This is a genomic window from Cohnella cellulosilytica (genome assembly GCF_042431195.1).
GTDB lineage: Bacteria > Bacillota > Bacilli > Paenibacillales > Paenibacillaceae > Cohnella > Cohnella cellulosilytica.
On record NZ_JBHMDN010000008.1, the window covers coordinates 22041 to 42269 of the forward strand.

Annotated in this window: 17 protein-coding genes; 12 read left to right on the top strand and 5 right to left on the bottom strand. The window is 59.3% G+C overall.

The window, feature by feature from the left end; genetic code table 11:
• Positions 1 to 35: 35 nt before the first annotated feature.
• A complete protein-coding gene (locus ACFFT4_RS04995) occupies positions 36 to 740 on the bottom strand; it encodes a TioE family transcriptional regulator (RefSeq protein ID WP_378045577.1) in 705 nt (234 codons plus the stop codon).
• 307 nt (positions 741 to 1047) lie between these two features.
• Between ACFFT4_RS04995 and ACFFT4_RS05000 the strand changes: the two genes are divergently transcribed.
• A complete protein-coding gene (locus tag ACFFT4_RS05000) occupies positions 1048 to 1449 on the top strand; it encodes a GNAT family N-acetyltransferase (RefSeq protein ID WP_378045579.1) in 402 nt (133 codons plus the stop codon).
• Here the strand turns inward: ACFFT4_RS05000 and ACFFT4_RS05005 are convergent.
• Positions 1446 to 1901 (bottom strand): hypothetical protein, encoded by a 456-nt coding sequence (locus ACFFT4_RS05005; protein ID WP_378045580.1) that lies wholly within the window; start codon positions 1899 to 1901, stop codon positions 1446 to 1448. The genes ACFFT4_RS05000 and ACFFT4_RS05005 overlap by 4 nt on opposite strands.
• Positions 1902 to 2111 (bottom strand): transposase, encoded by a 210-nt coding sequence (locus ACFFT4_RS05010; protein WP_378045581.1) that lies wholly within the window; start codon positions 2109 to 2111, stop codon positions 1902 to 1904.
• Between the two features lie 1192 nt (positions 2112 to 3303).
• Here ACFFT4_RS05010 and thrS point away from each other — a divergent pair.
• The 6 genes from thrS (at position 3304) to ACFFT4_RS05040 (ending at position 9572) form a co-directional block, all read left to right on the top strand.
• A complete protein-coding gene (thrS, locus tag ACFFT4_RS05015) occupies positions 3304 to 5058 on the top strand; it encodes a threonine--tRNA ligase (protein ID WP_378045582.1) in 1755 nt (584 codons plus the stop codon).
• A 294-nt stretch (positions 5059 to 5352) separates the two neighbouring features.
• A complete protein-coding gene (locus tag ACFFT4_RS05020) occupies positions 5353 to 5652 on the top strand; it encodes a phasin family protein (protein WP_378045584.1) in 300 nt (99 codons plus the stop codon).
• A gap of 21 nt (positions 5653 to 5673) precedes the next feature.
• Complete coding sequence (locus tag ACFFT4_RS05025) at positions 5674 to 7347, top strand: ABC1 kinase family protein (protein WP_378045586.1); 1674 nt, start codon at positions 5674 to 5676, stop codon at positions 7345 to 7347.
• A gap of 68 nt (positions 7348 to 7415) precedes the next feature.
• Positions 7416 to 7760: a YojF family protein gene (locus tag ACFFT4_RS05030; protein WP_378045588.1), complete on the top strand. Its 345-nt coding sequence runs from the start codon at positions 7416 to 7418 to the stop codon at positions 7758 to 7760.
• A 30-nt stretch (positions 7761 to 7790) separates the two neighbouring features.
• Complete coding sequence (bshB2, locus tag ACFFT4_RS05035) at positions 7791 to 8447, top strand: bacillithiol biosynthesis deacetylase BshB2 (protein WP_378045590.1); 657 nt, start codon at positions 7791 to 7793, stop codon at positions 8445 to 8447.
• 252 nt (positions 8448 to 8699) lie between these two features.
• Positions 8700 to 9572 carry a cation diffusion facilitator family transporter gene (locus tag ACFFT4_RS05040; protein WP_378045592.1) on the top strand — a complete coding sequence of 291 codons (873 nt, stop codon included), beginning with the start codon at positions 8700 to 8702 and terminating at the stop codon, positions 9570 to 9572.
• A gap of 147 nt (positions 9573 to 9719) precedes the next feature.
• Here ACFFT4_RS05040 and ACFFT4_RS05045 read toward each other — a convergent pair whose 3' ends face one another.
• The gene (locus ACFFT4_RS05045) at positions 9720 to 10415 is read right to left on the bottom strand and encodes an FHA domain-containing protein (RefSeq protein WP_378045594.1); all 696 of its coding nucleotides are present in this window, start codon (positions 10413 to 10415) and stop codon (positions 9720 to 9722) included.
• Between the two features lie 136 nt (positions 10416 to 10551).
• On the opposite strand from ACFFT4_RS05045, the gene murA reads away from it, so the two are divergent.
• Positions 10552 to 11850: a UDP-N-acetylglucosamine 1-carboxyvinyltransferase gene (murA, locus tag ACFFT4_RS05050; RefSeq protein ID WP_378045595.1), complete on the top strand. Its 1299-nt coding sequence runs from the start codon at positions 10552 to 10554 to the stop codon at positions 11848 to 11850.
• Positions 11851 to 11882: 32 nt separating this feature from the next.
• On the opposite strand, the gene ACFFT4_RS05055 is transcribed toward murA, so the two are convergent.
• A complete protein-coding gene (locus tag ACFFT4_RS05055) occupies positions 11883 to 13160 on the bottom strand; it encodes a GntR family transcriptional regulator (protein ID WP_378045597.1) in 1278 nt (425 codons plus the stop codon).
• A 199-nt stretch (positions 13161 to 13359) separates the two neighbouring features.
• Here ACFFT4_RS05055 and ACFFT4_RS05060 point away from each other — a divergent pair, with 199 nt between their 5' ends.
• The 4 genes from ACFFT4_RS05060 (at position 13360) to ACFFT4_RS05075 (ending at position 20187) form a co-directional block, all read left to right on the top strand.
• On the top strand, positions 13360 to 16383 hold the full coding sequence (locus tag ACFFT4_RS05060; RefSeq protein WP_378045599.1) for an alpha-mannosidase: 3024 nt from the start codon (positions 13360 to 13362) through the stop codon (positions 16381 to 16383).
• A gap of 204 nt (positions 16384 to 16587) precedes the next feature.
• A complete protein-coding gene (locus ACFFT4_RS05065) occupies positions 16588 to 17286 on the top strand; it encodes a hypothetical protein (protein WP_378045601.1) in 699 nt (232 codons plus the stop codon).
• Between the two features lie 15 nt (positions 17287 to 17301).
• Positions 17302 to 18990: a vWA domain-containing protein gene (locus ACFFT4_RS05070; protein ID WP_378045602.1), complete on the top strand. Its 1689-nt coding sequence runs from the start codon at positions 17302 to 17304 to the stop codon at positions 18988 to 18990.
• Between the two features lie 57 nt (positions 18991 to 19047).
• The gene (locus ACFFT4_RS05075; RefSeq protein WP_378045603.1) at positions 19048 to 20187 is read left to right on the top strand and encodes a toxic anion resistance protein; all 1140 of its coding nucleotides are present in this window, start codon (positions 19048 to 19050) and stop codon (positions 20185 to 20187) included.
• The last annotated feature ends 42 nt before the right edge of the window (positions 20188 to 20229 follow it).

Sequence of the window (20229 nt, forward strand, 5' to 3'; positions counted from 1 at the left end):
CCCCGATTAACTCGGCGGGATGGCTTTCTTCTCGTTCACACGAGCTCCAGCACCCCGCAAAGCTCGATCAACCGATGAATGCCTAGCAACTGGTTGCGGTTGCGGTCGTCGATGCTGCGAATGGCTTCCTCCGTGACCTTTTTGGCGTGCTCCAGGCTGTGATGATCCAGCGCGTGTACGATTTCCTTCATGCTTTTCAGAAAATAGATCGTGCTCCGCAGCGTGCGAATGAGCAATATTTTGCGCAAGTGTTGAGGCGTGAACACGCGATATCCGTTCTCCGGGTCCCGTTCCGGCACAAGCAGCCCCTCCTTCTCCCAGTGGCGGATCGCGGAAGCGGCCACACCGGCCAAGCGGGCGACCTCTCCGATCGTCATCCGTTTCTTGGCTTTCGGATTCGTCATCTGCGCGGCTTCAATAGGGTGAAGCAGCTCGAGCGTCTGATCGGCCGCCTGCTTCTCCTGCTGCAAAAGAGCCTGCTCCTTGTTGATCTTCCAGAAAGCCTTGTCGGTCCGCCCGTCCTGGATCATCTTCAGCACGTCGCAGGTCGCTTTGACCCCGAAGCCGGGAAACATGGCACGCAGGCAGCGGAAATAGGCCAGATGCACTTCCGTGTACAGCCGGTACCCATTGTCCGCCCGCTCGGGAGCGGGAACAACGCCCCAGGACTCATAATGCCGCAGCGCGCTCGTGCTAATATGAAGCTGCCTCGCTATCTCAATCGGCTTATAGTACCTCAACGAACATCCCTCTCCTTCGGACGAAAGCTTAGGCGTCTACCTCATCAAAGCCGGGCGATCGGTTCACAAAAAAACTTGGTTGGATGCTTCACTATAGCAGAAGGTTTCGAGCTTCGCAATCGCCCCGGCTCTTAAAAGCTAAAAGTAAAAGCTTAAAGAAGCATAACAAGGTTTGAGCGGCGAATAGAAAGGATTCATGAAGAACGGGACAAAACTTTAGCACTTGCATGAATGTAGTAAAGTAAGTTACGTGTGAGGAATCATCAAGCAGAATCATCAAACAGACCATTAGAAAGAAGGGATCGAGTTGCTAATTAATCATGGTTTTCCGGAAGCCGGGGAATATGCAGCATTAAGAGCGGAAGCGAGTCTTGGCCCGCAAAATCCGCTATCTGCCGAAGCGGCGTTTCGCCATTCGCTGTTTGTCGCCTGCGCGCGAGACGAGCAGAACAAGCTGCTCGGGACGGGAAGGGTCATCGGAGACGGAGTTTATCATTTCCAAATCGTGGATGTAATTGTTCGCTCCGATTGCCGGGACGACTCTGTCGTTCATGAACTTATGAAAGAGTTAATAGATTACGTCGACCGCAGCGCGGTTAAAGACGCGAGCCTCATCGTTATTTCCGATCTGGATAGGATGAAAATGTATACGACGCATGGCTTCGAGCTTATGTATCCGAACTTTTACGGAATGAGCAGAAAGCTTTAAGCGGCTTCATCGTCAAGCCTCCGCCGAGAGGTGGAACGGAGACTTCCGTACTCGTTCATCGTGTAGATCGTCGTACAGGCACTCGTCGCCAGCTTCACTAGCGCTTCGACAGGGTTGTGCTCGTTGCTGCAACGGAATCGGTACTCGCAATAGTAGTACGGTCGCCTCCATTTCGCCACGCGGCCGTAATACTTGCGGACGAAGGACCGGGCTCTTCTGTACATCATCTGCATCGCTTTCCTGACGATCGGCTGCTGGGCTGTTCGTTTCTCGCGATTCCAGAAGTCGAACAGCGGAGCCGACTCGTTGCTGTACATCGCCGCTCTAATTTTGTTAAGCAGCCACCTTGCGGTACGGTATTGAAGCTTAAGCGTACCGGCAAGCCTGCGAGCCGAGCAGCGATGTCCGGACGCGACCCAATAGATCGCAACCATCCAGTAGCGAAGGGGCAATTACGTACGGTGCATCAGCGTGTTGGAGGTAAGGGACGTCTGGGTCTTGCAATTGGCGCATTCGAACACGTTCCGCGTTTTGATCAGGCTGTATCTCATTTCGCCGCATTTGGTGCAAATAAAGCCGCGCGGCCAGCGGATGCCGAACAAGAAATCCCGGCACGACTGCTCGTCCGGAAACAACGTCATAAACCTGCGAATGGACATCATCCCAAACTCCCCCTTCAAACACAATTTCGAACGTTTGTTCTTATTTTATTGTACCAAACAAACGTTCCCTTTTCAATAAAAGAAGCGAAGAAAAGACGAAATTTTTTCTCGATTTATGGGATATTTTAGGAGGATAAAATTCGTTTTGTATCTCTAAATTGCGTTACCTGAGCAATCTGCAGAGGGGGGCGGAAGAGACGGAGGAAGGGAAGGATTATTTCTGCATTTTACTTAGGTAAGGCGAAATTGAGATAGATGCTTGTTCAGCAAAACGCGGCAAAAATAGGGGGTCGGCAGATGACTCAGGTAAGGCAAAAGTGAGATAGAAGGCCAGTTGGTGGGCGGGTGAAGGAGGGACGGACGGAAAGGGTTGGCAGATGACTCAGGCGAGACGAAAGTGAGATAGAGAGGCGATCGGTGCGCTGGGAAGGAAGGAGCGAGGTGCGGAAACTGCGGAAAGGAGCGGAGAAGAGGGGACAGAAGAGGACAGAGGAGGTGAGGAGAGGACGGGAGCAGGTCAGGAAAAGAGGACGGGACCAATTCAGGAGAAGAGGCTTGACAGGGGGATTTTTATTCTCTATGATGAGTTTCAAAGTTAGGCGACGATCAAGGACATGAGCGTGTGCGGACACCGTCCAGAGAGAGGGGGCGAGGGCTGAGACCCCCTTCGGAGAGAGGCATGCGTTTACCCCCTTGTAGCTGCGATTCGGAAAACGCGATGCGCGATTGACGCGCGGGGCGGGAGTATGAGTCGACGGGAGCTCCCGTTACAGAGCGCCAAGAATTTGTCGGCCGTGCCGGAGCATGGGGGCAAATTGAATTTGGGTGGAACCACGAGCGCGCTCGTCCCTTTTGCGGACGGCGCTTTTTTTATGATCATAACGGCTTGGATCAAGGACACGAGCGTATGCGGAAACCGCCAGAGAGAGGGGGCGAGGGCTGAGACCCCCTTCGGAGAGAGGCATGCGTTTACCCCCTTGTAGCTGCGATTCGGAAACCGCGACGCGCGATGGACGCGCGGGGCGGGAGTATGAGTCGACGGGAGCTCCCGTTACAGGGCGCCAAGGATTCGTCGGTCGTGCCGGAGCACGGAGGCGGATTGAATTTGGGTGGAACCACGAGCGCGCTCGTCCCTTTTGCGGACGGGGGCGTTTTTTAGTTCATACGAAAACAGACAAGGAGAGGTTAAAAGATGAGTCAATCCAAACAAGACAAACATGAGCAAGTCAAAGCGGGTGCGGCATTGCTGTTGGCCCAGGCGGTGCAGCGGAGGTTTGCGGGAGCGAAGCTGGGCGTCGGAGCGCTGTCGGAGCAGGGATTTTATTACGATTTCGAGGTGCCCGGCGCATTTGCGGAATCGGATCTGGCCGGCCTCGAGGAAGAGATGCGGAAGCTGTTGGCCGAGCAAATCCCCTCCGAGCTCGAATGGCTTTCGAGAGCGGAGGCCGCGGACCTGTTCGAAGCAAGGGGAGAAAGCTGGAAGGCGGAGTGGCTGAGAGAAGTAGCGGCAATGGAGCGGGTGCCGATAGATCGGAGGGGCGAGTTCGTCGACATCGCTTTGGGCGCAGAGGCGGACGGCTGCGATGGCCGCGTGAGCGAAATCGGGGAGGAACAACCGATATTCAAGCTGTTAAGCGTAGCGGGAGCGTACTGGAGGGGAGACAGCGGCAAGCCGATGCTGCAGCGCGTCCATGGAGTGGCGTTCGCGAGCGAACAGGAGCTGACGGACTTCCTGTCCTGGCAGGAGGAAGCGGAGCGGCGCGATCACCGGAAGCTGGGCAAGCAGCTGCAGCTTATTTATTTCTCGGAGGAGGCTCCGGGTATGCCGTTCTACTTGCCCAAGGGGGCGGTCGTGCGGCAGGAGCTGGAAAACCTGTCGAGACGGTTTTTACGAAAATACGGCTATGAAGAGGTCCGCACACCGCTTATCATGAACAGGCAAATGTGGGAGCAGTCGGGGCATTGGGAGCATTATCGGGACAATATGTATTTCTCCGAGCAGGATGGCCAGCAGTTCGCCGTCAAGCCGATGAACTGCCCGGGACATATGCTGATTTACAAGAGCCGACTGCGCTCGTACCGGGATTTGCCCATCCGGCTGGCCGAGTTCGGACAGGTGCATCGTCATGAATTCAGCGGGGCGTTGAACGGCTTGTTCCGGGTCCGTACTTTTTGCCAGGACGATGCGCATATTTTCGTTCGGCCGGATCAGATCGAGGAGGAGATCGGGCGGACGATCGCGATGATCCAGGAGATGTACGCCATGTTCGGCTTCGAATACAGCCTGGAATTGTCGACGCGTCCCGACGATTCGATGGGCGACGACGAGCAGTGGGCGGAGGCCGAAAGGGCGCTTGCCAGCGTGTTGGAAAGCAGCGGCCTTCCTTATCGCATCAACCCCGGGGACGGCGCTTTTTACGGTCCGAAAATCGACTTCCATATCAAGGACGCGCTGAATCGGAGCCATCAATGCGCGACGGTTCAGCTGGATTTTCAGATGCCGGAGAAGTTCGGGCTGCTTTATGTGGACGAGGGAAACGAGAAGCGGACGCCGATCGTGATTCATCGCGCGGTGTACGGGTCGATCGACCGGTTTATGGGGATTTTGATCGAGCATTATGCGGGCGCGTTTCAGGCGTGGCTGGCGCCCGTGCAGGCGGTGGTGATCCCGGTCGCGGATCGTCACAGGAATTATGCCGGGGAGGCGTGCCGTCAGCTGAAGGAAGCCGGGATACGGGCGGAGACGGATTGCCGGAATGAGAAGCTCGGTTTTCGCATACGTGAGGCGCAACTGATGAAGATTCCGTATGTCGCGGTCGTCGGGGACGCCGAACTGGCCGTCGGTACGGTGCAGTCGCGCATGTACGGTCAGGCGGGGCAGCGGCAATTCGACCTGAACGATTTTGTCGCGGACGTGCGCGGCAGGATCGAGAGAAAAGAAGGCTGAAGGTGTCGCGGTGCTCAACGGTTGGGGATGGATGGTTTTGCGAACATGTGGGGCAGGATCGATAGAGGGGAATGCTGATGGAGCAGCGGGCCTCAACGGTTGGGGATGGATGGTTTAGCGGACATGTGCGGCAGGAACGATAGAGGGGAATGCTGATGGAGCAGCGGGAATTGACGGGACGGGGGGAGGTTGCACTTTTGGCGGAAAGGAGCGGATCTGGCGTTGGCAAGGATGAAAATGCTTCTTTTGTCGCAAGCTGTTAATTAAAAGCAGATGAACGAAGGAGCCGAGAGCATGAAGGATACGATCGGGAAAGCGATAGCGCTTGGATTGGGGCTGGCCGTTGCGGGCAAGGAGCAGGTAGAGAGGACGATCGACGAGCTGGTGAAAAAAGGGGAGCTGAGCCGGGCGGAGTCGGGCTCGCTGACCGAGGAGCTCGTGCGCAAGGGAGAGGAAGCCAAATCGCGGGTCGAGGAGATGGTTCGCGCTCGCGTCTATGCGCTGCTGGGAGAAGGCACTTTGGCGACGAAGGAGGACATCGAACGTCTCAAGGCGCGGGTGAGCGAGCTGGAGCAGCGGCTGGCCGGCAATTGACGGAAGTCGGAGGGGCGACAGATGAACCTGCGACAACGAATTCGAAGGCTGAGACGTTATCGGGCGATCGCCGCGGCGCTCGTGCGCAACGGGCTCGGGTATGTCGCCCATGAGATGGGGCTGACCGACAAGCTGTTGTTTTTTCGCGGCGAGGAGCGCAGAGGCGTCAAAGGAAAAAGTCTCGGAGAACGCATTCGCATGCTGCTGGAGGAGCTGGGGCCGACCTTCGTCAAGCTCGGCCAGTTGGCGAGCTCCCGTCCGGATCTGCTGCCCGCCGATATCGTAACGTCGCTGGAGCGGCTGCAGGACCAGGTGTCGGCTTTCCCGTACGAGCAGGCTGCGGAGATTATCGAGCAGGAGCTTGGCGATTCCGTCGACCGCCTGTTCCTGCGGCTGTACGAGACGCCGATCGCGGCGGCGTCGATCGGGCAAGTGTACCACGCCCGTCTGAAGGACGGCACGGACGTGGCCGTTAAAGTGCAGCGGCCGAATATTTTGCGGCTGATCGAGACCGATCTCGGCATTTTGGCGGACTGGGCCCGATTGGCCGAGAGTCGGCTGGAATGGGCGAGGAACTACCGGATCGCCGACATCGTGGAGGAGCTGGGGCTTGCGCTGCGGGCCGAGCTGGATTTCGACAAGGAAGCGCGGAACGCCGAGCAGTTCGCGCTGCGAAGCAAGGGCGAGAAGAAGATACGCGTGCCGGCCGTCTACCGGGAATACAGCTCGAGACGGGTGCTGACGATGGACTACGTCGAAGGCATCAAGCTGTCCGAGACGGCAAGGCTGGATCGTGCCGGTCTGGACAGGAAGGCGCTGGCCGAGCGGTATGCGCGGATGATTTTTCAGCAGGCGCTGATGGAAGGCTTTTTCCACGGAGATCCGCATCCGGGCAATGTGCTGGCGCTGCCGGACGGCACGCTCGCCTGGCTGGACTTCGGCATGATGGGCCGGCTGTCCCCGGAGACAAAGCTCAGCTTCGCCTCGTTCGTCATCGCGCTGCGCAACCAGAGCTCCAAAGGCGTGCTGCGCGCCATCTCTCGCATGGGCGTCGTGCCCGACGAGGCGGACCGCGACCGGCTGCTGGCCGACATCGAGGAGCTCAGAGACAAATACTACAAGGTTCCGTTCCAGCGGCTCAGGCTCGGAGAAGCGGTGCACGATTTGTTTTCGGTGGCGCTGCGCCACCGCATCTCGATTCCGAAGGAGCTGACGCTGCTCGGCAAAACGTTCCTGACGATGGAGGGAGTCGTCACGACGCTCGACCCGACGTTCAGCATTTTCGACGTCGCCGAGCCGTTCGGCAAAAAACTGTTCCTGGAGCGGCTGAATCCGCGGCAATGGTTGAGCGGATGGGCCGAGGACCTTCCCGATTATATCGAGCTGCTGAACGAGCTGCCGTCCAATCTGAAGCATGTGTCGCGTCTGCTGCGCCAGGGCAAGCTGCGCATCGAGGTGGCGACGCCGCAAATCGAAGCCATTATGGCCAAGATGGACCGCATCGGCAACCGGCTGTCATTCAGCATCGTGCTGCTGTCGCTGAGCATCGTTATGCTCGGCTTGATCGTCGGCGCCGCTCTGAGCCATTCGAAGACGCTGCTGTGGCGCATTCCGGTCATCGAGATCGGTCTCGGCATCGCTTTTTTTATGCTGATATGGCTGATTTCGTCGATTTTTCGCTCGGGGAGATTTTAGAATAGTTGAAGGAAACGGCAAGTGTGATAAAATGAGTTCATCCAAGACGCTTCAGCGGAGGTAGAAAGATGCAACTCATTGATAGATCGATCGTGCAGGAGAGGATTGACCGTCTCAAGGATCAGGAGCTTTACATTCATCTGGAGATGACGTCGGGGGCTTACGCCGCGCACTACGACAGCTCCAAGCACCCGGCCGCCACCTTTATCACCAATGCGTCCATCCGGTACGCCCAAGGCTCGATATCCGGAGACGGCCCGTACCGCGTTGGCTTGAAGACGACCCAGGGCTGGGTATACTCCGAAGGATTGACCCACTACGAAGAGACGGAAGGGGAACGGTTGATTCTGGCCGGTCACGACAGTCAGGGCAAGCTGGTCGTCGCACTGCAGCTCGGCCGGGAACCTTTCTAAACGGAAAACGGAATGGAGATGAACCAACAGATGAGTCGCATATTGGTCGTTTTGCCGCACCCGGACGATGAAGCGTTCGGTCTGTCGGGCACCCTTGCCAAGCATATCGGCGAAGGGGCGCAGGTGTCGTATGCCTGCTTGACTTTGGGAGAGATGGGACGGAACATGGGCGTTCCGCCGTTCGCCAACCGCGTGACGCTGCCTGTCGTCCGCAAGATAGAGCTGGAGCAGTCGTGCCAGGCTATCGGCATTCAGGACTTGCGCATGATGGGCTTTCACGATAAAACGATCGAATTCGAGGATCAGCAGCGGCTGGACGGGAAAATTCGGGCGCTGCTGGACGAGCTCCAGCCCGAGCTGGTATACACGTTCTACCCGGGCTACAGCGTGCATCCGGACCATGACGCGACCGGCGCCGCGGTCATTCGCACGATCGAAGCTTTGCCCGAGAAGGACAGACCGGTCGTTCGCTGCATCGCCTTCGCCAACAATCACGAGGAAGCGATCGGCAAGCCGGATATCATTAATGACGTTAAACAATTCCTGAAAGCCAAGCTGGCCTCCATTCAGGCTCATCGCTCGCAGTTCCAGGCGGCCGAATTGCTGGGCAGGAACGAGCTGGACAACGAAGAAATCCGGCAGCGGTTCGGTACGGAGAGATTTTGGACTTATCGCTTCGCCAACTAAATAGAACCGGAAATTCCCGAAACCTCCGCAGAATGCGGAGGTTTTTTTGCGATCCGGCAAGTCACGATTCGGCAAACCGCGATGCGCAAGTCTAGGCGAAGCCCGGAGCGAATTGCCCGGAGGCAACAGAGTTAGCTGCGGAAAGCTTAATTGTTCCCTCTCTACTCTTAAGGGCGGCCGCAACACTGTTTCTCTAGACCCACACGAGTTTCGTTCTGTATGCTTAGAACGTGAAGATGAGGAGGGCCGCTCATGGAGGCTTATCGGGATATTAAGCAGGGGGAGAAGGGCGCCTGGATCAGCATTGTCGCCTACATCGCTCTATCGGCGTTAAAGCTGGCGGTCGGCCAAGCCTCCGGTTCGGAAGCGCTGCTGGCGGACGGATTTAACAACGCGACGGATATTATTGCTTCGATCGCGGTGCTCGTTGGGTTGAAAATATCGCGCAAGCCGCCGGATCGCAATCACCGGTACGGCCATTTTCGGGCGGAGACGGTAGCTGCGCTGGTCGCTTCGTTCATTATGATGGGCGTGGGCATACAGGTATTCATCCAGGCGATCGCCAAGTTTTCGCAGCCGAATCTGGAATCGCCGGATGTGATCGCGGGCTGGACGGCGCTGCTGTGCGCGGCGGCGATGTTCGCCGTTTACCGGTACAACGCGCGGTTGGCCAAGCGGATCGACAGTCAAGCGTTAAGGGCCGCGGCGCAGGACAATCGGTCGGACGCGCTCGTCAGCGTGGGCGCGTTCGTCGGAATCGTCGGCTCGCAGTTCGGAATCGCCTGGCTGGACCCGCTGACGGCATTGCTCGTCGCCGTCATCATCTGCCGGACGGCCTGGCAGATTTTCAGGGACGCCACTCACGCCCTGACCGACGGCTTCGACGAGACGGAGCTCGACAAGCTGCGGCAGACGATCGGAGACAGCCCTGGGGTCAAGGGAGTCAAAGACGTTAAGGCGCGGGTTCACGGCAATCAAGTGCTCGTCGACGCCACAATCAACGTCAGCAAATACTTGAACGTATCAGAGAGTCACGCCATAACGGAGAAGATCGAAGAGAGAATGAGGGCCGACCACAAAATCTCGCATATTCACATTCATATCGAGCCTTACGAGGCGGGTTAGAAGCCGCTCGGGAGAGAAACGGGACTGACGGGAGACGTCCCGCCGCCGCGCAGGTTCGTCATACTTCTATCATGCTGCTGTGACTGTTCGTCTATTGAAGAGATCGGGGGGATTCAATAGGATAACATTGAAGGCGCTCCGAATCCGCTATACGTATTTTGCGGCAACGTCGGACAGCGTCAGGATGTAGCCTTTGCCGCGAATATTCTCGATCGAGAGGGCGGCGTTCGTCTTCTTGCGAATCCGGTACAGCAGCGAATTGAGCTCCTCCGGTCCCGCTGCGGGCAGCGGTTCTCCTTCCGAGCGTTCCGGCCATACATACCGCAGAATCTCTTCCTTGGGAACGAATTGCCGTTCCCGGCCCAGCAGCAGCTCCAGGCATCGGTACTCCTTGTCGGAGAAGGAATAGCTCAGATCGCGGAGATGAAGAAGCCGTCTGACCGGATCGAGCTCGTAACCGGCGGAGGAAGGGGCCAGCGGAGACGTCGGGCTGAAATCCATCGTCTCTTCCCACAGGCTCGTGGAGAAGGTCAGGCAGACCATCCCTCTTGCGAAGGAGATCGTGTCGGACGAATGGAGCGGGTGAGGCGCGAACGGCACAAGCTTGACGCCGTTGACTTCCGTTCCGTGCTTGCTCTCGAAATCGGTAACGGTGTAGCCGCCTTGGTCGTAGCGGATCGCGGCTTGTTTTCTGGAGACGTAGGCGTTCTCGAAGCCGATGTCCGGCTCCCATTCGATATCCTTGCGGCCGAGAATCACGTTCGGCCGGGCGATCCGAAGCGTCGTGCCCTCATCGTAGGGGAAGCCTCGTATCACGACAAGACAGGAGTTAAGCTTCTTCATTCTCTTAACCTCGTTCCTGATCGAAATGAATGACGAAAAATAATAGTGTCGCGTACAACGAAAAATTATGGGGCAAGGTCCGCCAAATTGCAACAGCGAGCCGGCCGGCCTCCATTGACAGCAAGGAGAGAACGTTATGAAACAAATCGTGGTGAAGCCCGCTCGCACGTTCGGCGGCGCAATCTCCATACCGGGGTCCAAAAACAGTTCGCTGGCGCTGATGGCCGCCGCCTGCTTGTCGGACGAGCCCGTCACCTTAAAGGGAATTCCGAAAATCACCGATCTCGACGTCTTCGCCCGGATCGGGGAGGACATCGGCCTCGTGATCTATCGCGACGAGGAGAATACGGCGCTGCTCGATCCGCGAGGCATTCGCTCGGCGATCGTCGATCCGCTCCGGGCCTCCTCGTTCCGTACCGCTTATTATTTTATAGGGGCGCTTCTGGCCAAGTACGGCAAAGTGAGCATGGGTTATCCGGGAGGGGATGATTTCGTCAGCCGTCCGATCGACCAGCACGTCAAAGCGCTGATGGCGATGGGGGCCAAGTTCGTTTTTCACACCGACTATTACGAGGTGGAATGCGCCCAATTGCGGGGTGCGGATATTTACTTCGATACGATCTCTTCCGGGGCGACGATCAATGCGATGCTCGCCGCGGCGAGGGCGGCGGGCAGAACGACGCTGCGCCAGGCGGCCAGAGACCCGGAGGTCGTCGATACCGCGCAGCTGCTCGTCAAGATGGGCGCCAAGATCAGAGGGGCGGGCAGCGACACGATTACGATCGAAGGCGTCCGTCATTTGCGCGGCTGCACGTACACGGCGATTCCCGACCGCTTGATCGCGGGATCGTTCCTGATCGCCGCCGGGGCGACGAATGGCATCGTCAGGGTGAACGACGTCATCCCCGAGCACCTCGGCTCCTGCCTGGCGAAGCTGCGGGAAATCGGCATGGACGTGGAGGAGACGGATTATTCCGTGACCGCGTACGCGAGCGGGAGGCTTAGACCGACGCGGGTGAGAACCGCGATGTATCCCGGATTCCCGACCGACCTGCAGCAGCCTTTGACCGCGCTTCTGACGCGGGTTCCCGGGACCAGCCTGATCGCGGACCGCATCTATCCGAAGCGGTTCCAGCATGTCCCGCAATTGAACCGGATGGGGGCCAACATCGACGTGCGGTCCGGCGTGGCGCGGATCAGAGGAGGCGCGCCGCTGCGCGGGACGCTCGTGCACGCGTCCGACGTCCGCGCCGGCATCTGCCTGCTGATTGCCGCGCTGACGGCGGAGGGGACGACTTCGATCGCGGGCGTCCGCCACATCGAGCGCGGCTACGAGAATATCGCCGCTTCATTCCGCTCGCTCGGCGCGGATGTGACGATGCGCGATACGGATGACGAGGGAGCTTACGGCTTTTACGCGAACGCGGGGTCCTAAGAAGCGAGGCGCATGCGAAGCCGGCGGCGGCGTTACCTGGCCGCCGGCCCGCTTGTCGTTCCCGGGATCAGACGGGGCTCCAGCACGACTTTGCGGTAATCGTTGGGGCGGCTTTTTCCCTCCAGGGCATCGAGCAGGATGCGCGTCGCCTGCCGACCGATCTCTTCCTCGGATTGCGCGATATGGGTGAAGCGCGCCGAACGGTCCAGCCCGGGCGACGGATCGTCGAAGGCGACGATGGACAGATCTCCGGGTATGTTCAGATTAAGCTGACGGGCGATGGCGGCGATATGCGAGCCGAGCGTGGAGTTCAGCGTAATGTACGCGGTGGCCAGACGGCTGCCGACGTAACGGTGCAGCATATGGCCGCCATCCTCCACTTCCTTGGCGCTGATCGTAAATTCGGACAAAATAAGCGCCGGATCGATTAAAGCACCTCTTCGCTTCAAGGCGTCCATATACCCCGCAAGGCGGTCCTGCACCGTGATCGTCTGCAGAGGCGAATCCGAGCATACGGCGATGGCGCGGTGGCCCAGGTCCCACAGATGGGCGACGGCGAGCTCCGCGCCTTGCCGGCTGTCGGAGCAGACGAAATGGGTTTCCACGCCCGGCAGGTAACAATCGATCAGCACAAACGGAAAACCGCTCACCTTAAGCGCCAAAATTTCCTCGTTGTAGGAGACGGTATCTACCGGAAAGATGATCAATCCCGCCGCGCCCATGCGGAGCAGGTCGGCGATCGCCTCTTTTTCTTTGGCCTTGGAGTCGTTGGTCAGCACGATGTGCAAAGAGTAGGGCGTGTCGGCCAGCAGGCCGTTCATGCCCCTGATCAGCCGCAGCGCGAAAAAGTCGTTTGCCGTCGGAACGATAAATCCGATGATGCGTCCGGGCGCGAGCGCGGCGGGCGGCTGTCCGGAGGCGCGTCTGGAGCCCGTGAAAGCCTCCGAAGCCGACGATTGCTCTGAGACGCGCCCGCCGGGTCCCGCCGCGGTCTCCGCTCCAGGCGCCGGGGAAGCGAACGGCTCCCCGGGAGAGCTTGTCTCCTCGTAATGGCGCCCATTCTCGGTCGTCGTCCCCGCGTTTTCCGCCGCTTGCCCCACGAAGCTTCCTTTTCCCGGAATGCGATAGATCCAGCCTTCCTTGGCCAACTGCGACATGGCGTTCGCCACCGTAATTCGGCTGACGTTAAACGTTGCCATCAGCTCGAGCTCGGTCGGAATCCGGTCGCCCGCCCGCAGCTTTCCAGCGGCAATCCGCCGCTTGAACTCGTTCTGAATTTGCTTGTACAGCGGCAGCCGATCATTGGGCATGTGTCCGCTCTCCCCCGATATATAATCATATAGCTATTATATCAAATAAGGGTGCGACATTGTACTCTGAATGCTGTATTCCATAGGGGTTTCTCTCGAAATGACATAAATGATATAAAATGATTAGGATATGTTGAATATATCATATAGCAATGGTATATTCGTTGAAAAAGCCTTCTGGCCATAAGGAGAAAAACAAATGCCCTACGAGACGAAGACGATCATGATGGGTCGGGCAAAGCAAACGTTGGAGGTCATCCGGGAGCGCGTCTACACGAAGATCGCCTCCCTTGAAGTTAATGCTTGGCGGACCCCGGAGCCGGTTCCTTTCGAGCGGAGAACGTCCGGAGAGCCGATCGCTCTCCGACCGGGAGACAAGTGGGGCGAGCTGTGGGACTGCGCCTGGTTTCGATTTTCCGGCTCCGTTCCCGCCGACGCGGCCGGATGCAAAGTCGTGCTGCTGATCGACGTAAACGGGGAGCTGTGCCTTGTCGACGAGAACGGCGCGCCGGTTCAGGGACTGACCAACGTTAATTCGGAATTCGATTTTTCGCTCGGGCTGCCGGGTAAAAGGGTGGTCGACGTAACCGATTGCGCCCGGGGCGGGGAAGCGATCGACCTGTGGGCGGACGCCGGCTGCAACGACCTGTTCGGCCTTTACCGCAGCGGCACGCTGAAGGAAGCGGACATCGCGATCTGCCATGAGGAGACGCGCCGCCTCTTCTACGACTACGAGGTGCTGCTGGAGCTGGCCGAGCAGCTGCCGGAGAACAGCGCCCGCCGGAACCGGCTGCTGCACAAGCTGTACGAGGCTTCGTATGTGCTGGAAAACGCAGACGACGGCGCCGTTGCGGCCGCGCGCGAGCTGCTGCGCACCGAGCTGGACAAGAAGGGCGGCGACCCCGATGTTACGGTCAGCGCCATCGGACACGCGCATATCGATCTCGCCTGGCTGTGGCCGATCCGCGAGACGATCCGCAAGGGAGCAAGGACGTTCTCGACGGTGCTCCGCAATATGGAGAAATATCCGGATTATGTGTTCGGGGCGAGCCAGCCGCAGTTGTACCAATGGATGAAGGAGCATTATCCGAAGCTGTACGGGCGCATAAAGGAGAAAATCTCCGAAGGCCGCTGGGAGGTTCAAGGCGCGATGTGGGTCGAGCCCGATTCCAACGTGTCGGGCGGAGAGGCGCTCGTTCGGCAAATTTTGTACGGGAAACGGTTTTTCAAGCAGGAATTCGGCGAGGACGTGCGGATGCTGTGGGTGCCCGATATTTTTGGCTACAGCGCCAGCCTGCCGCAGCTCCTGAAGAAAGCCGGAGTCGATTACGTGATGACGCAGAAGCTGAGCTGGAGCGTCTACAACGACCATCCGCATCATAGCTTCCTGTGGGAGGGCATCGACGGCACGAAGGTGCTGACGCATCTTCCGCCGGAGGATACGTACAACAGCCCGGCCGCGCCGCGGTCGCTGGCGAAAATCGAGAGAGAGTACTTGGACAGCGGCGTCTCCGGCCATGCGCTGATGCTGTACGGCATCGGCGACGGAGGCGGCGGGCCGGGCGAGGAGCATCTGGAGCGGCTGGAGCGGCTGCGCAACCTGCAAGGTCTCGTGCCGGTCGTTCAGGAGCCGTCCATCGCTTTCTTCCGCAAGCTGGAGCAGGAACAGGAACGGTTCGAGACGTGGCGCGGCGAGCTGTATTTGGAGAAGCACCAGGGCACGCTGACGTCGCAGGCCCGCAACAAATGGTACAATCGCAAGCTGGAGAAGGCGCTGCGCGAAGTCGAGTTTGCCGCCTCGCTCGCCCTCTCTCTCGGAGCGGAGGCGTCCGTCTATCCGCAGGCTGAGCTGGAGACGATCTGGAAGGAAACGCTGCTCTATCAGTTCCATGATATTTTGCCGGGCTCTTCGATCGGCAGAGTGTACGACGAATCGCTGGAACGCTACGCGGCGCTGTACGAGCGGACGCTGGAGCTGACCGAGGAGGCGTACGCAGCCGCGGCGGCCCATGCCGGCCTGGAGCCGGGCGAGGCGTTCGTCGCCAATTCGCTGCCGTGGGAACGGCGGGAGTGGGTGAGCTGGAACGGCCAAGCGTTTCTCGTGACGGTGCCGCCGATGAGCGTTGCGCCGCTGGAGCGGTCGGTAAGCGAGGCGAGCCCGGCAGCTCCAGTCGCGGACGAGAACGGGCTGGAAAACGAGCTGCTGCGCGTGAAGCTCGGCTCCGACGGCAGTATTGTCTCTCTCTACGACAAGCTGGCCGGGAGGGAGACGGTGGCGGCGGGCGAACAGGCCAACCTGCTGACCGTCTATCATGACCGCGGGGACGCCTGGGATTTCGACCGCAACTACCGTCAGGCCGTCGCCGGCCGGATGACGCGGGAGTCGGTCACCGCTTACGAGAACGGCTCCGAGGCGGTCGTGGAGCAGCGATTCCGCTTCGGCGAGTCGACGCTGACGCAGAAAATCGTGCTCCGCGCGGGCGAACGGATCGTTCGCTTCGAGACGGAGGCGGATTGGCGGGAATCGGGCAAAATGCTGCGGGCGTCGTTCCCCGTGGATGTCCGCGCCGACCGGGTCAATTGCGAGATCCAGTTCGGCAGCCTGCAGCGGCAGACGCACCGCAATACGAGACACGATTTTGCCAAGGACGAAATATGCGCGCACCAGTATATCGATCTGTCGCAGCCGGATTACGGCGTCTCGCTGCTGAACGATTCCAAGTACGGCTTCAGCGCGCTGGGCAGCGTGCTGGACATCCATCTGCTGCGCAGTCCGTCGTATCCCGATCCGCGGGCCGACCGGGCGGTTCACCGGTTCGTCTACGCGCTGTATCCGCACGAAGGGGATTATGTCGCGGCGAACACTTACCGGAGAGGCTACGAGCTGAACTCTCCGCTGACCGCCTTCGCGGGCGGCAAAGGAGAGCGGCGGCAGGCGGGAGCCGTGCCAAGTCCGTTCGTGCGGATCGATTCGCCGCGTATCATGCTGGAAGCGGTCAAGAAGGCCGAGGATTCCGACGATCTGATCGTGCGCCTGTACGAAACGTCGGGAACGCGCGCCGAGGCGGTCTTGTCGTTCGGCGCGGCGTACGCGGCGATCGACGAAGTCGACTTGATGGAAAACCCAGTTGCGGGCTTGGGAGAAAACACGGATACGGCGAAGCTGACTTTCGGTCCGTTCGAAATCCGCACGCTTCGTCTGAGGAAAGCTGCCAGGAGCTAAGAGAGCAGAGACAAGGCCGGTCCCGTTTCGCGGGGCCGGCTTTTTCGCGAGCAAACGCCATCATAAACGGAAGTCCAATCGCGTAAAAATAAAACAAAGGTCCGGAGACAACATCCATTGTCCCTAATCTGTCGCGGAAACCCGCGGCTTTTTTTGTGACTTGGGAGGGGGGCGAAGCATACGAAGCTTGTCAAGCTGCTGGGTTTGGTCGTCGCCGTCGCGATCTTGAACGTCGTTGTGCTGTCGCCCGGCCTGATCGGCGTCGGATTCGGAGAGAGCGCTCTGGAGACGGCGATCGGGGTAACGCTGCCGCTGGCCAGCGTCGTCGCGCTGCTGCTGGGCAGCTACGCGATTCTTAACGGGCGGCAAGCGCCGCCTCTTCGGGAGCTTCAATCTCGCGAAGACTTCGCGGCGGCGTTGTCCCGTTACAAGCGGGTCAGACCGCTGGAGGAGGACATCGAACACGCCGTGGAGCAGCTCGATCGCCTCCGCAAGAAAAAAGCCGCGCTGCTCGAAACGCTGGCGCAAAGATTCCAGCCTGGCGAGCTGAGCTACGCGAAATTCGTTTCCGTCGTCGGCGAGGTCGAGTCGCTGTTTTACCGCAATGTCAGAAGCGTCTTGAATCGGCTGCGGGCGTTCGACGAATCCGAGTTCGAGAGTCTGGGCTCCCGGGGAGCCGCGCGAATGCCCAGAGAGCTGCTGCAGATGCGGGTGGAAATGCTGAACGAGTTTATCGGCTCCGTGAAATACTCGGTCGGCATGAACGAGGAGATTTTGCTCAAGCTGGACCGGCTGCTGCTCGAAATTTCGCGTCTGGACGCCTTCGAGCCCGGCGATATCGAGGCGATGCCGGGGATGAGGGAAATCGACGAACTGATCCAACAGACGAAGCATTACAGATGAAAAGAGGTGGGGGAGTTGGCTAAGCCGCGCAAGTTTGCTCTGGTGTCCGTCATTTTGCTCATTATCGTGTTCGCTTTGGTGTACTGGGGAGTCGGCTTGACGTCCAATCTGGGAAAATCGAAGGCGGAGCTGACCGCAGAGAGCGCCGAGAAACGGCTAAACAAGCTGTTCGCGGATCTCTCCGTATCGACCGCCGAGCCGGTGAAGGGTCAGATCGATCTCGATCCGGCGGACGTCGCCGAGGCGCTGCCGGACATCTCCAAGTTTCCGGTGACCGTGGACAATACGACCGGCTTCTACGTCGAAATTTTCTCGTCGACGGAGAAATCCGGCACCGGCGTCGACGGCTGGCTGACCGAGGTCGCCGCCGCGTTCAACCGCGCGGGAATCGAAGTGAACGGCCAGGCGGCATCGGTCAAGGTGAGGGATATCGCCTCGGGGACGGCGACCGATTATATCGCCTCCGGCAAGTACGTTCCCGACGCGTTCACTCCGTCGAATGAGCTGTGGGGAGAGATGGTGAAGGCGAGCGGAGTCAAGACGGAGCTGATCGCCAAGCGGCTCGCCGGGAACGTGCCGGGCATCGTCATCGCCAAGGCGAAATACGACGCGCTCGTGGAGAAATACGGGGCGGTGAACGTCAAGACGGTGACGGAGGCGATCGCCGGCAACGAGTTTTCGATGGGCTACACCGATCCGTTCGCCAGCTCGACGGGGCTGAACTTCCTGCTTACGGCGCTCGATTCGTTCGACAGCTCGAACCTGCTGGGAGAGAAGGCGGTCGCCGGCTTCGAGAAGTTCCAGGCGAATGTGCCTTTCATCGCGTCGACGACGATTCAGATGCGCGACGCGGCCAAGTCCGGCATGCTGGACGGCTTCGTGCTGGAGTACCAGACCTATGTCAACACGGCGGATTTGAAGGGCGGCTACGTGTTTACGCCGTTTGGCGTCCGGCACGACAGTCCGCTCTACGCGCTGGGCGATCTGCCGCCGGAGAAGGTCGAACTCATCCGGCGGTTCGCGGAATTCGTGCAGCAGGAGCCATACCAGCAAGCGGCGGAGAAGCTCGGCTTTAACGGGCTGGAGGACTATACGCCGGAGCTGGCCGTTCCGGACGGCGCGCTGCTTGCCGCCGCGCAGAAGCTGTGGAAGGAGAAGAAAAACGCCGGCAAGCCGATCTCGGCCGTATTCGTGGCCGACGTCTCCGGCAGCATGGACGGGGAGCCGCTGAACCGGCTGAAGGAGTCGCTGCTGAAGGGGCAGAAGTATCTCGGCCGGGACAACAGCATCGGTCTGGTGTCCTATTCGAGCGACGTTACGATCCATCTGCCGATCGGGAAGTACGATACCAATCAGCAATCGATGTTCGTCGGCGCGGTGAACAGCCTGCAGTCCGGCGGCGGGACGGCGACGTTCGACGGCATCGTCGTGGCGCTCAAGATGCTGCAAGACGAGCTGAGCGTCAACCCGAACGGCAAGCCGGTCATTTTCGTCCTGAGCGACGGGGAGACCAACGAAGGCTATTCGCTTAACGACATTAAAGAACTCGTCGAAGCGTACAAGGTGCCGATCTATACGATCGGGTACAACGCCAATATTCAGGCGCTGCAAAGCATTTCCGGCATTAACGAGGCGGCCAGCATCAATGCGGATACGGACGACGTCGTCTACAAGATCGGCAACCTGTTCAACGTGCAGATGTAACGATTCGCCAACGCGCTAACGCGCCAACGCAGCTTAAATTCGGAGGAGGATTTTTCGATGTCATTTTCGATGGAAGTCGCCAGCCCGGAACAGCTCAAAGCGGTCATTGAACAGGAGGTTAAGCCCGTACCCGAAGAGGTCGCCAAGCTGAAGGAACTGGCCGACGCGAACGTGGCGACGATTATGGCGCTCGATGTCGAGTCGCTCGAGAAGCGCAAGGAGGTTATGCAGTCGATCGAAGGCTTCGGCCTGAACACGATGAAATCGTCCGCGGACAAAAACAAGCTGCTGGAGGTGTCCGTCGGCAATCTGGCGCGCACGGGCGACGAGGGCGGCCAGGTGGCCAAAGGGCTGTCCGAGCTGCATACGCAGCTGAAGGATTTGGACCCGAGCGCCGTCGACTTCGCCAAGCGCGGCATGCTGGGCAAGCTGTTTAATCCGCTGCGCGCCTATTTCCTGAAGTATCAGAAAGCCGACACCGTCATTGCCGATATCATCGTCTCGCTCGACAAGGGCAAAGCGACGCTCAAGAACGACAATACGACGCTGGAGCTGGAGCAGCAGTCGCTGCGCGAGCTGACCAAGCGGCTGCAGAAGGAAATTCAGCTCGGCACGCTGATGGACGAATCGATCGAGGGGCAGATCGAGGCGGCGCGGCAGCGGAACGAGGATCCCGACAAAATCCGCTTCATTACCGAGGAGGTGCTGTTCCCGCTCCGCCAGCGCGTGATGGACCTGCAGCAGATGCTTGTCGTCAACCAGCAGGGCATTATGGCGATCGAGGTCGTCATCCGCAACAACAAAGAGCTGATCCGCGGCGTGGACCGGGCGAAGAACGTGACGATCTCGGCGCTGCGCATCTCCGTGACGGTCGCCAGCGCGCTGTTTAACCAGCGGATCGTGCTGCGGAAGATCGAGCTGCTGAACCAAACGACGAACGAGCTGATCGCCGGCACCTCCCGCATGCTCAAGGAGCAGGGAGCGACGATCCACAAGCAGGCGCTCGAGACGAGCGTATCGGTGGAGACGCTGAAGCAGGCGTTCACCGACGTGCTGGCCGCGCTCGATTCGATCAGCGCCTACAAGCAGGAGGCGCTGCCCCGCATGCGGGAGACGATCGGCCAATTCCGCGAGCTGGCCGACCAGGGAGAGCAGCAGATCCGGCGGCTGGAGAAGGGACAGCGGCTGGGGATATGACTTTCCTGCGGATCAGTGATAAAATTTCGGTAATCGCGCAAG

Excerpts from the sequence above, each read along its gene's own strand:
- ACFFT4_RS05055 (WP_378045597.1), bottom strand. The coding sequence starts at position 13,160 with ATGCCCAATGATCGGCTGCCGCTGTACAAGCAAATTCAGAACGAGTTC.
- ACFFT4_RS05020 (WP_378045584.1), top strand. The coding sequence starts at position 5,353 with ATGAAGGATACGATCGGGAAAGCGATAGCGCTTGGATTGGGGCTGGCC.
- ACFFT4_RS05045 (WP_378045594.1), bottom strand. The coding sequence starts at position 10,415 with ATGAAGAAGCTTAACTCCTGTCTTGTCGTGATACGAGGCTTCCCCTAC.
- ACFFT4_RS05060 (WP_378045599.1), top strand. The coding sequence starts at position 13,360 with ATGCCCTACGAGACGAAGACGATCATGATGGGTCGGGCAAAGCAAACG.
- ACFFT4_RS05040 (WP_378045592.1), top strand. The coding sequence starts at position 8,700 with ATGGAGGCTTATCGGGATATTAAGCAGGGGGAGAAGGGCGCCTGGATC.
- ACFFT4_RS05025 (WP_378045586.1), top strand. The coding sequence starts at position 5,674 with ATGAACCTGCGACAACGAATTCGAAGGCTGAGACGTTATCGGGCGATC.
- murA (WP_378045595.1), top strand. The coding sequence starts at position 10,552 with ATGAAACAAATCGTGGTGAAGCCCGCTCGCACGTTCGGCGGCGCAATC.
- thrS (WP_378045582.1), top strand. The coding sequence starts at position 3,304 with ATGAGTCAATCCAAACAAGACAAACATGAGCAAGTCAAAGCGGGTGCG.
- ACFFT4_RS05010 (WP_378045581.1), bottom strand. The coding sequence starts at position 2,111 with ATGATGTCCATTCGCAGGTTTATGACGTTGTTTCCGGACGAGCAGTCG.
- ACFFT4_RS05030 (WP_378045588.1), top strand. The coding sequence starts at position 7,416 with ATGCAACTCATTGATAGATCGATCGTGCAGGAGAGGATTGACCGTCTC.
- ACFFT4_RS05075 (WP_378045603.1), top strand. The coding sequence starts at position 19,048 with ATGTCATTTTCGATGGAAGTCGCCAGCCCGGAACAGCTCAAAGCGGTC.
- bshB2 (WP_378045590.1), top strand. The coding sequence starts at position 7,791 with ATGAGTCGCATATTGGTCGTTTTGCCGCACCCGGACGATGAAGCGTTC.